This is a genomic window from Novosphingobium sp. BL-S-19 (assembly GCF_055521675.1).
In genome coordinates, this window is sequence record NZ_CM145498.1 from 3,230,515 (window position 1) to 3,242,664 (window position 12,150).

At 64.6% G+C, this 12,150-nt stretch carries 8 protein-coding genes; 2 read left to right on the forward strand and 6 right to left on the reverse strand.

The window, feature by feature from the left end:
- Nucleotides 1-197: 197 nt before the first annotated feature.
- A complete protein-coding gene (locus tag ACZ1JV_RS23485) occupies nt 198-2,636 on the forward strand; it encodes a TonB-dependent receptor (RefSeq protein WP_465150752.1) in 2,439 nt (812 codons plus the stop codon).
- Nucleotides 2,637-2,712: 76 nt separating this feature from the next.
- Here the strand turns inward: ACZ1JV_RS23485 and ACZ1JV_RS23490 are convergent, their stop codons facing one another.
- The 6 genes from ACZ1JV_RS23490 to ACZ1JV_RS23515 form a co-directional block, all read right to left on the reverse strand.
- Nucleotides 2,713-4,122 carry an efflux transporter outer membrane subunit gene (locus ACZ1JV_RS23490; protein ID WP_465150753.1) on the reverse strand — a complete coding sequence of 470 codons (1,410 nt, stop codon included), beginning with the start codon at nt 4,120-4,122 and terminating at the stop codon, nt 2,713-2,715.
- Nucleotides 4,123-4,139: 17 nt separating this feature from the next.
- Entirely contained in the window at nt 4,140-7,325 is a 3,186-nt protein-coding gene (locus ACZ1JV_RS23495) for an efflux RND transporter permease subunit (protein WP_465150754.1), read from the reverse strand.
- Nucleotides 7,326-7,384: 59 nt separating this feature from the next.
- On the reverse strand, nt 7,385-8,668 hold the full coding sequence (locus ACZ1JV_RS23500) for an efflux RND transporter periplasmic adaptor subunit (protein WP_465150755.1): 1,284 nt from the start codon (nt 8,666-8,668) through the stop codon (nt 7,385-7,387).
- Nucleotides 8,665-9,081, reverse strand: a complete 417-nt coding sequence (locus ACZ1JV_RS23505) for a hypothetical protein (protein ID WP_465150756.1) — start codon at nt 9,079-9,081, stop codon at nt 8,665-8,667. Before ACZ1JV_RS23505 ends, ACZ1JV_RS23500 begins: the two co-directional genes overlap by 4 nt.
- A 533-nt stretch (nt 9,082-9,614) precedes the next feature.
- Nucleotides 9,615-10,235 (reverse strand): TetR/AcrR family transcriptional regulator, encoded by a 621-nt coding sequence (locus ACZ1JV_RS23510; protein ID WP_465150757.1) that lies wholly within the window; start codon nt 10,233-10,235, stop codon nt 9,615-9,617.
- Nucleotides 10,236-10,352: 117 nt separating this feature from the next.
- Entirely contained in the window at nt 10,353-10,826 is a 474-nt protein-coding gene (locus tag ACZ1JV_RS23515; RefSeq protein WP_465150758.1) for an Lrp/AsnC family transcriptional regulator, read from the reverse strand.
- Between the two features lie 132 nt (nt 10,827-10,958).
- On the opposite strand from ACZ1JV_RS23515, the gene ACZ1JV_RS23520 reads away from it, so the two are divergent.
- Nucleotides 10,959-12,008: a Glu/Leu/Phe/Val family dehydrogenase gene (locus ACZ1JV_RS23520; protein ID WP_465152634.1), complete on the forward strand. Its 1,050-nt coding sequence runs from the start codon at nt 10,959-10,961 to the stop codon at nt 12,006-12,008.
- The last annotated feature ends 142 nt before the right edge of the window (nt 12,009-12,150 follow it).

Sequence of the window (12,150 nt, forward strand, 5' to 3'; positions counted from 1 at the left end):
CCCCCGATCAGTCTGATCCACCCTGTTTCATAGAGGGGAAAACCGGAAATTTCCGCCACTTGTCCGGATTTGACCACCTGTTCAAATAACGCCCTGCCGTAGTTTGGTAAAAATGAAGGCATTTCATTTGACAATGAAGTGTCCCGCCTAGCACCCATACGCGCAAGAAAAATCGATATAAAATGGAGGGAGAATTCATGCGCGCTTACAAGCAGCTTCTGCTGGCTTCGGTCGGGCTTCTGGGGGTCAGTTCCCCGGCCCTGGCTCAGGAACAACAGCAGCCGGAAGCTACTGCCAACGAGGCTACCAACGTCATCATCGTTACCGCACGTCGCCGCGACGAAGACGTGCAGGACGTGCCGGCGGTGATCGACACCGTAACGGCGGATGACCTCTCCAAGCTCAACATGCGCGACTTCAAGGAAGTGCAGACGCTGGCTCCGGGTCTTTCACTGACCACCAATGCCAACGGCATCGGCGGCAACGCCACGATGCGCGGCATCAACTTCGACGTGAACGCCAGCGGCAACAACCCGACCGTCGAATTCTACATGAACGACGCGCCGACCACGGCCGGCGTCGTGCTGCAGCAGATGTACGACATCGGTCAGGTCGAAGTGCTGCGTGGCCCGCAGGGCACCCTGCGCGGCCGTGCATCCCCGTCGGGCTCGATCACCGTCACCACCAAGAAGCCCGATCTCTATTCGTTCGGCGGCGTCATGGACATGACCGCCAACAACATCGGCACGCTCAACTTCAAGGGCGCGCTGAACGTGCCCGTGATCGAAGGCATTGCCGCGATCCGCGCCGCTGGCGTCTGGGATGAGAACGAGGGCGACCGCGTCCGTTCGATCTACAACAATCCCGATCCGTTCTGGCGTACCAAGAGCGGCCGCATCTCCGCCCTCGTCACGCCGACCGACTGGCTGCGCTTCGAAGGCACGTACCAGCGCATCGACGTTCAGGGCCGCACCTACGACCAGGTCGCCTCGTTCTCCGAGGTCAACCCCAACGCGACGCCCAGCCCGCGCTTCATCTCGACCAAGGATCGCCTGTCGATCCAGGAAGACCCCCGCATCATCCGCCAGGGCTTCGACATCTACAACTGGCGCGCCGAAGCCAGCCAGTGGGGCCAGCGCCTGATCTATCAAGGCCAGCACTACACCCAGAAGATCCATTCGACCGACAACATCGACGATGGCAACTTCTTCCCCGGCGACATCAACCAGGTCACGGACACGTTCTCGACCTCGACCTCGCATGAAGTCCGCCTGCAGAACGACGAACGCCTGTTCGACATGTTCGACTATGTCGTCGGCTTCTTCGACAACCGCAACCACCCGGACACGTCGCTCAACAGCCCGACCGTCGTGCGCCTGCCGGTGGCTTTCGGAGGCGGCATCGCCACCATCGTCCAGACGCCGGTGCGCAGCGAAGGCAAGTCGCACGAACAGTCGTTCTTCGGCAACCTGACCGGGCACTTCGGCAACTTCGAAGTCGCCGGCGGCGTGCGCCATATCGACTACAACAACAACAACATCCTGACCGTGGGCGGCAATGTCATTTCCGATCGCCCGCAGAAGGAGAAGAAGTGGATCTACAGCGGATCGCTGAAGTACAACTTCTCGCACGACTTCATGGTCTATGCCTCTACCGGCAGTTCCTGGCGTCCGGGTATCGACGTTGTGGGTGACTTCAACATCGCGCCTTCCGCCCTGGAAAACTCGTTCCTGCACCTGCCGGCGGAAACCTCGAAGTCGTATGAAATCGGCCTCAAGTCGACGATGCTCGACGGCCAGCTCCGCTTCAACCTCTCCGGCTACCACCAGAAGTTCAAGAACTACCCCTACCGTGCACCCGGCTCGGGCGTGTTCTACATCAACACCGTGGCCGTGCGCGATGCGACCACCGGAGCGGTAACCGGCACGGCGCAGCAGGTCAGCAACTTCAACTTCGTGGGCGCTGTCCCGGTCGAAGTAAACGGTGTGGAAGGCGATGTGTCCTACACCATTCTGAAGGGTTGGGATCTCAGCGCCCAGGCCAGCTATTCGATCGGCAAGATCAAGAACGGCACGGTGCCGTGTAACGATCTCAATGGCGACGGTGTGCCGGACGCGGTCACCAGCGCGCCTACCCTGGCCCAGATGCAGGCCGCCGTCGGCACGAACAACATCGCGTCGTGCCAGGTCAACCAGCGTTCCGGTTTCCAGGCGCCGTTCAACGCCACGGTACAGAGCGAGTATAGCTTCGGCGTCATCAAGGGCGGCAGCGCCTACGTCCGCGGGTTGCTGACCTACTATGGCAAGTCGAAGGGCGATCCGACCAACATCTACGACGATGTGCCGGACTATGCGCTGGTGAACCTCTTCGCCGGCCTGCGCGCGGACGATGGTGCCTGGGAAATCGGCCTCTACGCCAAGAACATCTTCAACACAGTCGAAACGCTCACGCGCACCACGCCGCTGTATACCTCGTATCAGCAGCTTGGCTTCGCGGGTCAGTTCGACCCGACCACCGGCCGTCCGATCACGACCGGCCCGACCGGTGCGACCTACACCAGCACCTACACGGGCGTGACCACCACGATCCCGCGCGAATTCGGCATCAACGTGCGCTACGCTTTCGGCTCGCGCTGATAGCTGCCACGCACACGAAAAAGGGCGGCAAGGCATCAGCCTTGCCGCCCTTTCTTTTTGGCCCCATCTCTTTGGATCAGGTTTCCTGCCAGTTTCCGCCCAGCGCGCGGAACAGGTCCACTTGCGCGAAGGCCACCGCACGCGTTGCCGCCGCATAGTCGGCATCGGCGCTGGCCAGCGTGCGCTGCGCGTCGAGCACGTCGAGCGAGTCGATCTGCCCCCTGCTCTGCCGCGCCATGCTGACATCCGCCGCGCGCTTGGCCGCATCGCGGGCCGAGGCGAGCCGGTCCTTGCGCAGCAGCGCGTTGCGATAGGCGGAAAGCGCCGTCTCGGTTTCCTGCAAGGCGGTCAGCACAGTACCGTCGAAGGTCGCAAGGTCCGCCTTGGCATCGGCCCGCGCCCCGCCGATCCGCGCGCGGATCGCTTCCTGATTGGGGAAGGCCCAGGAGATCATCGGACCGATCAACCAGCGCAGCGGACCGCCACCGAAGATATCGGTCGCGCCCACCGCCGTGGTGCCCACCGAACCGCCCAAGGTAATCCGGGGATAGAGGTCCGCCGTCGCCACCCCGATCCGTGCAGTATCGCCGGCCAGACGGCGCTCGGCCGCCTTCACATCCGGACGGCGCGCCAGCAAGGTGGCGCCGTCCCCCACTGGGATCGGCTGGCCGACATCGGGCGTGGTCGTCCGATCGCGCACTGCAGCCGGCAGGTCCTGCGGCGTGCGCCCGGTCAGCGTCGCCAGCCGGAACAGCGCCGCATCACGCGCGGCTTGCAGGCTGGGGATCGCCGCCGCCTGCTGCTCTCGCAGCTGGGTGACGCGGATCACGTCCAGCTTCTGGTTGAGGCCGCGCTCGAAGCGGGCGTTGGTGATCCGCTCCGACTTGTCGAGCAGCGCCACGGTATCCTGCGCCACCGCGATCTGCTCGGCCGAGCTGGTGGCATCGACATAGGCGCGCACGGTATCGGCAACGACCGTCACCCGCACCGCATCGGCATCCTCCTGCGCGGCGGCGAGATCGGCGCGCGACGCCTCGATCCCGCGCTTCACCCGGCCGAACAGGTCCAGCTCGTAATTGACCGAAAGCTCCCCATCGACGCGGCGCCCTTCGCGATCATAGCCCGGTAGCACCTGGCTTTCCGAGACGCGGCCATAGGTGCCGCTGGCATCGATCCCGGTCTGCGGCAGCGCGTCGGACTTCGAACCGCGCAAGTTCGCGCGTGCCTTCTCGATCCGGGCCACCGCCACGCGCACGTCGGTATTGGCGGCCAGTGCATCGGCCACCAGACCGTCCAGCACCGGGTCCTTGTAGAGCCGCCACCAGTTGTCGTCCGGCCATGCATTGGTCACTTCGGCGGACTGGACGCCCGCGAAGGGCGCGTTCGCCGTGGCCGGCGGCGTCGGCGCGACATAGTCGGGTCCGACGGCGCAGGCCGAGAGGCTGGTCGCGGCAAGAAGAGCCGCGACCAAGGTATTGATATTCATGGACATCATCCGTCCTTTCATTCCGCCGGGATCACCGCGTGGCTCTCATGGTGCGGTTCCTTTGGCTTGCGCCGCAGGGCCGCCGCGAGCTTGCGGCAGACGACGTAGAAGGTGGGCGTGAACAGCAGGCCGAAGGCGGTAACGCCAGCCATCCCGAAGAACACCGCCGTGCCCAGCGCCTGGCGAAGCTCGGCGCCTGCACCGTTCGCGATCACCAGCGGCACGGCGCCGAGGATGAAGGCGAACGAGGTCATCAGGATCGGGCGCAGGCGGGTGCGGGCCGCATAGACGGCTGCTTCCACCGGCGAGTAGCCCCGCTCATCCTCGGCCTGCTTGGCGAATTCGACCACAAGGATCGCGTTCTTGGCCGCCAGTGCAATCAGCACGACCAGACCGATCTGCGTGAGGATGTTGTTGTCCATCCCGCGCAAGTTCACACCCAGCATGGCCGCGAACAGGCACATCGGCACGATCAGGATGATCGACAGCGGCAGGGTCAGGCTCTCGTACTGGGCAGCCAAGACCAGGAAGACGAACAGCACCGCCATGCCGAAGACGATTCCGGCCGTGTTGCCCGCGGTGGCCTGCTGATAGGCGATACCCGTCCACTCATGGCCGTAGCCCGAGGGGAGCGTTTCGTCCGCCACCTTCTCCATCGTCGCCAGCGACTGGCCCGAGGAGTAGCCCTTGCCATAGCTGCCGTCGATTTCCACCGCCGGGTGCAGGTTGTAGCGCACCACGCGGTAGGGTCCGGTCTCGTCCTTGAAAGTCGCGACCGAGCCGACCGGCACCATCGCACCCGAGTCCGAACGGGCCTTGAGGTTGGCGATATCCGCCGTCGATCCGCGATAGGGCGCATCGGCCTGCGCGGTGACGCGATAGGTACGGCCCAAGAGGTTGAAGTCGTTGATGTAGGACGAACCGAGGTAGACCTGCATCGCTTCGAAAATCTTCGACGGAGAGACACCCAGCATGTCGGCCTTGCGGCGGTCCACGTCGGCATAGACACGCGGGGTGTTCATGCTGAACAGGGTGTAGACCTGCTGGAGCTGCGGCTGCTGGTTGGCCTGCGCGATCAGGGCGCCGGCTGCCTTCTGGAGTTCACCCAGACCGCGGCCTTCCTTGTCCTCCACGATCATGCGGTAACCGCCCGGGGGGACGATGCCGTTGATGGTCGGCGGCGGAATCAGCAGGACCTGCGCCTTGTCGTAACCCTTCATGGCCTCCTGCGCCTGCGCCATGATCCCTTCGTAGGTGACGCCGAGTTGCTTGCGCTCCTCGAAGCTCTTGAAGGGGAAGTAGATGGCGGCGGCATCGGGGGCTGCGGTCTGTGACGGGCCGTGGAAACCCGCAAACATCACCGCACCGCGCAGACCCTTGATCGGCAGCAGACGCTTGGCAACGTCCTGCGACACTTCATCTGTGCGGCTGAGCGAGGAGCCCGGCGGCAGGAAGATCGCGGCCAGGAAGTAGCCCTGATCCTGCTGCGGGATGAAGCCGGTCGGCGTTGCCCAGAACATGCCCACGGTGGCGGCGATCAGGGCGGCATAAGTCGCCATCATCTTCACCGGCGCCTTCACCAGCCTGAGCGTCAGCGCGGCATAGCGATCGCTCATCCGGTCGAAGCCGTGGTTGAACTTGTCCGCCGCGCCTTGCAGCACCTGCTTCCAGCGCGGGGCATTGGCCGGGAGGCCGTGCTTGTCCTTCAGCAGCAGCGCGGCGAGAGCAGGCGAAAGCGTGAGCGAGAGCAGCAGCGAGATCGCGGTCGCCGTGGTGATGGTGACGGCGAACTGCTTGTAGAACTGCCCCGACATGCCGGTGATGAACAGCGTCGGCACGAACACCGCGCAGAGCACCAGGACGATGGCGATCAGCGCGCCGGTCACTTCGTCCATCGAGCGCCGGGCGGCCTCGATCGGCTTCATGCCTTCTTCGATATAGCGTTCGACGTTCTCGACCACGACGATGGCGTCGTCGACGACGATACCGATGGCGAGGACGAGGCCGAACAGGGAGAGGTTGTTGAGCGAGTAGCCGACCGCCGCGAGCATGATCGCGGTGCCGACCAGCGACACGGGGATCGCGATGATCGGAATCACCGCCGCGCGCCAGTTCTGGAGGAAGACGAGGATCACGAGCACGACCAGGATCACCGCCTCGAACAGCGTGTGATAGACCGCGTCGATCGACTGGCCGATGAATTCGGTCGGGTTGTAGATCACCGAATATTCCAGGCCCTTGGGGAAGGACTTGGCGACATCGTCCATCTCGGCGCGCACGGCCTTGGCAGCGTCGAGCGCGTTCGATCCCGGGCGCTGCAGCACCGCGATCACGACGGTGGGCTTGCCCGAAAGGTAGGTGTTGGTGGTGTAGTCCTGCGCGCCCAGCTCGACACGCGCGACGTCGCGCACGCGGACCTGACGGCCATCGGCATCGGTCCGCACGACGATATCGGCGAACTGTTCGGGCGTGTTCAGGCGGCCCTGCATTTCGACGCCGACCTGATAGGCATTGCCGCGATCGAACGGCGGCGCGCCGATCGAGCCGGACGAAACCTGCACGTTCTGCGCCTTCAGCGCGTCCACGATCTCACCCGCCGTCAGGTTCATGGCGGCGGCCTTGTTGGGATCGATCCAGATGCGCATGCCGTAATCGCGCGAGCCGAACAGCTGCACGTCGCCCACGCCGTCAAGGCGCGCAAGGCGGTCCTTCACTTGCGTCAGCGCATAGTTCGAGAGATAGTCGCGGTTCAGCGAGCCATCGGGCGATTGCAGGTTCACCACCATCAGGAAGTCTGGCGAGGTCTTGCGAGTGACCACGCCCATGGCACGCACCGCTTCGGGAAGGCGCGGTTCGGCCACGGCGACGCGGTTCTGCACCAGAACCTGCGCGGCATCGAGGTCGGCACCGATCTTGAAGGTAACGGTGATCGTCACCTTGCCGTCACCGGTGGACTGCGAACTCATGTAGAGCATGTTGTCGACGCCGTTGATCTCCTGCTCGATGGGAGCAGCCACGGTATCGGCAACGGTTTCGGCGGAAGCGCCGGGATATTGGGCGGTCACCGTCACCGTCGGCGGGACGATGTCGGGATACTGGCTGACCGGCAGGCCGAAGAACGCAAGCGCACCCACCACGGTGATGAGCACCGCGATGACGCCCGCGAAGATCGGCCGGTCAATGAAGAACCGGGAAAATCGCATGGGAATGTGCCCCTCTGGGGGGAGCGGTCACGGTATGGACCGCCCCCCGGATGGGTGGATCAATGGGCGATAGTGGCCTGCGCCGCGGCGGGCGTTTCAGGACCGGAAGCGGCAGCGGCACTGGCTGCTTTCGTGTCGGGCGCAATCTGGCCGCGACGGGTATTGACCTTGGCGCCGGCAACGGCAGCCTGATAGTTGGAAATGATGACGCGGTCGCTGGGGGCAAGGCCCGCACGGATCACCCGCAGGCCATCGACCAGCGGGCCGAGTTCCACCGGCTTGGCGGCGACGGTGCCGTCCTTGCCGACCGTCAGCACCACCTTGCGGGCCTGGTCGGACTGGATCGCATCGTCGGGCACCAACATGGCCTTGACCGTGCCGCCTTCGGCCAGACGCATGTTGCCGAACATGCCCGGCGTCAGGAACCCGTCCTTGTTATCCAGCACGGCGCGCACGCGGATCGTGCCCGAACGCGGGTCCAGCCCGTTATCGGTGAAGTCCAGCTTGCCGTTCCAACGATACTCGGCCTCATCCTGCAGGCGAACCTGCACGTTCGCCGCATCCTTGTGCTCGGCCTTTTCGCGCTGGGTCTTGAGGAACAGCGCTTCGGACGCATCGAAGGTGAAGTAGATCGGGCTGACCGCGTTGATCGTGGTCAGCAGGCTGGCGCCGGTGCCGTTCTCGCCAGAGACGAGGTTGCCCACGTCCACCCGGCGGTCCGAGATGCGGCCCGAAATCGGGGCGCGCACGGTAGAGAATTCGACATCAAGCGCGCGCTGGGTGACGCGGGCCTGCGCGGCGGCAAGCTGCGCACTGGCGGCGCGAACCTTGGCGCTGAGCTGGTCCACCTCACTGGCGGCCATGGCCTCGTCACCCTTCAGGCCGGCAACGCGGGCATAGTCGGAACGGGCCAGCGCCAGTGCGCTCTGGGCCGAAGCGACGTCCGCCTGCGCTTCCGAAAGAGCGGCGCGGTAGGGGCGCGGATCGACGACGAACAGCGCCTGTCCGGCCTGCACATAGTCGCCATCGCGGAACAGGATCTGCGTCACCGCGCCCGAGACGCGCGGACGCACTTCAACGGTCTTGCTGGGGGCGAAGCGGCCGACGTAGTCGTCCCACTCGGTCACGTCCTTCACCAGCGGATTGGCGGCCTGCACGATGGCGGGCGGCATGGGCGCGGCATCGGCGGGGGCTTCGTGGAACACCTTCCACCCCAGCCCCGCCACCGCGACGAGAGCGATGGCACCGATCGCCAATTGGCGACCGCTTCCTCGCTTGCGGCCGGTGTCGCCAATGGGCGACGACACCGTGGCCGGTTCTTCCAGTTTTACGGGGAAATTCACGCAGCAAGCCTCCGGACCGGGGCGCGCAGGCGCCCGATAAAATCGATGACGGCGCCGACCTTGGCTTCGCTGTGACCCGCAGCCTGCGCGTCACGGATCGCCGAGAGCGGCAGGGTATAACCGTGGTGCCAGGCCTGCACGGCCAGCTGGCGCAGCGCTTCAAGCTGCTCGTTGGCGAGCATCTTGGAGGGCGGCGTCGGGCCGAAGATCAGGCGGGTCAACCAGCGGCGCGGGCGCTGCGGGATCAGGCTGGCAAGCCCATCCTCGCGCGCCAGTTCGACGACGCGGCGTTCGAGGCGGCTCAGCAGGCCACCTTCCGCGTCGGTTGCGCGGGCGGCCGGAATCGGAACCACGTTTGAATTTGCGACGGGCAGCGCCGGGTGCGCTGCATCGGAGAAATCGATGAAGGCCATGTCTGTGCTCCCTGGAAAGAAACCGGCGCGCGCCCCCGGGACAGGAGGGGGAGGTAAGGGCGCGCGCCGGCGGGCTCCGGCGCAAGGGGCACCGGAAAGTCATTGGGATGCAGCCCGACACCGCACGGAAACAGGGTTCCGCCGCGTGGACCGCCTTGTCATTTTCAATGGAACCGCCCGCGGGGGGTCGGGCGGCGCCGGGGAGGAACTCCGGCCCCGTGCTCCCGTCTAAACGGCGAGTCGGCTATGCCCTCGTTCTGTACCGATTGGTATATATAGCGGTACAGAAATCGTCAAGCAGTTTTCTGTACCGCTCGGTAAAATTAGGTGCAACGCAGCAATTTCAAGGGCGTGAATGGCGGGTGAATGAAAAAATTCGCGCCCTGGTTTGGAAATGCGCTTTCAGCGCATTTCGTGGCGGCGCCGGCCCCCTCCCCCACCCGACCTCCCATCAGGGTACACTCGTGGGAGGTCGGGTGGGGGAGAGGGCCGGCGCCGCCAAAATCCGTCTGCGACGGATTTTCAAACGACCTTTACTTGCCCGGCCACATGGCCAGGAACGTATCCACCACGGCCTTCGCTTCCTGCGTGCAGGACCCGCCCTGCGCCTTCACCGACATGCCCTGAAGCACGGTCGTCAGGCAGTGGGCCAGCGCGCGGGGATCAACGATTTCAGGCAGATCGCCCTCACCCTTGGCGCGAGCGAAACGTTCGATCAGCGCTTCCTCGGTAGCGACGCGGCGGGCAACCACGAAATCGCGGATCGAGGCATCCTCCATCGTGCAGGCCACCGTGGAAATCACGCTGAGGCACCCGTTCGGGTCATTACCGCTGCCGCCGCAGTGAGTCGTGATAGCCCCGTTCAGCAAACGCTCTGCCACGCCGCGCGCGGTCGGCGCTTCCAGCGCCTTGCCCACATAGGCCAGCTTGTCGCGCTCGTAGAGATCCAGCGCCTTCTTGAAAAGCGCCTCCTTATTCCCGAAACAAGCATAGAGGCTGGGCTTGGTGATGCCCATCGCCTCGGTCAGTTCGGCCATCGACGCGCCTTCGTAGCCACGCTCCCAGAACACGCGCAGAGCCGATGTAAGGGCCTGTTCGGGATCGAATTCACGCGGGCGACCACGGGGGGCGACAATGGAATCGGAGCATTTCATACCGGTCGGTATATAGTTATCCACACCCCCGGCGTCCAGAGGCGTTGCGAGCTATGATAAGTCATAGCCGCCGATAATCCCCGCAATCCCCGGTCAAAATGCCCCTGTAATTTTTCGTCACAGATGGTCGAGCGGGAGCGCGGTGGTGAACTTGATCTCCGACAGCGCGACCATCGAGTTCACTTCCTGTACGCCGGGAACCTGCGACAGTTTCTCGAAGAAAAACCGTTCGTAGGCCTCGATATCCTCGGTGACGATGCGCAGCATGAAATCAACCGCGCCCATCAGCACGAAGCAATCGAGCACTTCGGGAAAGGCGTTCATGGCATCGGCGAATTGCGACAAGTTGGCGCGACCATGCGCGGTCAGCTTCACTTGCGCGAAGACTTGCGCGCGCAGGCCGATCTTGCGCCGATCGAGCACGCAGACTTCACTGCGGATGTAGCCTTCGTCCTTCAACCGCTGGATGCGGCGCCAGCACGGCGCCTGCGACAGGCCGACTTCCTGTGCGATATCGGCCGAGGATCGGGAGGCGTCCACCTGGAGAATCGCAAGGATCTTCTTTTCGTACTCGTCGAGCCCGCCTGACATATTCAATTCCAAAATTTCACGATCAGCGAATAGATAACGCCATACATAGCGCCAGTGGCGCCAAAATCGCAATTTTTATCAGGCCAAACACTGCTATTTCCGATGCTCCCCCAAAGTGAGGACGAAGACGAGATGGTGAACACGGTGGATTGCGAACTGGGCGAACAGTTCGTGGTAATCGACGACCCCGAAAGCGGCGCGAAGGGCGTGATTGCCATTCATTCCACGTCGCTTGGCCCGGCGGCTGGCGGCTGCCGTTTCTGGAGCTATGCCGATCAGGATGCGCTGGCGACCGACGCCCTGCGCCTTGCCCGCGGCATGACCTACAAGAACGCCATTGCCGGCCTGCCCTTCGGCGGCGGCAAGGCCGTGCTTCAGCGTCCCGAAGGCGTGTTCGATCGCGCCGCCATGTTCCGCGCCTTCGGCCGCGCGGTCGAAAAGCTGGGCGGCCAGTACGTGACGGCGGAAGACGTGGGCACCACCATCGCCGACATGCGCGCCATTGCCGAGGAAACCCGCCACGTGGCCGGGCTCGACAAGAAGCCGGGCTTTGCCGGTGGCGACCCTTCGCCCTGGACCGCGCTGGGCATCTTCAAGTCGATGCAGGCCGCCTCGCGCGTGACCTTCGGTTCGGACGTGCGCGGGCTGACCGTGGCGCTTCAGGGCACCGGCAATGTCGGTTCGCACTTGGCCGAACTGCTGCATGAAGCTGGCGCCAAGCTGGTGCTCGCCGATGCCGATCCGGCCCGCGCCGAAGCGCTTGCCGTCAAGTTCGGTGGCCGTGTCGTCTCCGCCGACGAGATCCTGGCTGCCGAAGCCGAAATCTTCGCCCCCTGCGCGCTGGGCGCGGTGCTGAACGAAGTCAGCATCCCCGTGCTACGCGCCCGCCTGATCTGCGGTGGCGCTAACAACCAGCTGGCGACCGAGCAGGACGGCGAGCGTCTGGCCGCGCGCGGCATCGCCTATGCGCCGGACTATGTGGTCAACGCTGGCGGCATCATCAACGTGGTGGCCGAATACCTCGGTGAGACCGAAGACCAGGTTGGCGGCCGCATCGACCTGATCGCCGAGCGTCTGGGCGAAATCCTCGCCACCGCCGAAAGCGAAGGCCGTCCGAGCCATGTCGTCGCCGACGAAATGGCGCAGAAGCTGGTCGCTCGCGGCCGTCTGGTCGAAGCGTAATATTGAGTTTGGGGCGGGGCCATGTGCCCTGCCCCAGCACCTTTGGCCTTTAGGCCAACCTCCCCGAACACGCTTCGTCGCCCTCGCGAAGGCGGGGGCCCCGCTTCCTTTCTCCCCGCCGCCAAGAACAAGCGGGATCCCC

What these genes read in the sequence shown, in the direction of transcription:
- ACZ1JV_RS23485 (WP_465150752.1), top strand. Translation starts at nt 198, where the DNA reads ATGCGCGCTTACAAGCAGCTTCTGCTGGCTTCGGTCGGGCTTCTGGGG.
- ACZ1JV_RS23490 (WP_465150753.1), bottom strand. Translation starts at nt 4,122, where the DNA reads ATGAATATCAATACCTTGGTCGCGGCTCTTCTTGCCGCGACCAGCCTC.
- ACZ1JV_RS23495 (WP_465150754.1), bottom strand. Translation starts at nt 7,325, where the DNA reads ATGCGATTTTCCCGGTTCTTCATTGACCGGCCGATCTTCGCGGGCGTC.
- ACZ1JV_RS23505 (WP_465150756.1), bottom strand. Translation starts at nt 9,081, where the DNA reads ATGGCCTTCATCGATTTCTCCGATGCAGCGCACCCGGCGCTGCCCGTC.
- ACZ1JV_RS23510 (WP_465150757.1), bottom strand. Translation starts at nt 10,235, where the DNA reads ATGAAATGCTCCGATTCCATTGTCGCCCCCCGTGGTCGCCCGCGTGAA.
- ACZ1JV_RS23515 (WP_465150758.1), bottom strand. Translation starts at nt 10,826, where the DNA reads ATGTCAGGCGGGCTCGACGAGTACGAAAAGAAGATCCTTGCGATTCTC.
- ACZ1JV_RS23520 (WP_465152634.1), top strand. Translation starts at nt 10,959, where the DNA reads ATGGTGAACACGGTGGATTGCGAACTGGGCGAACAGTTCGTGGTAATC.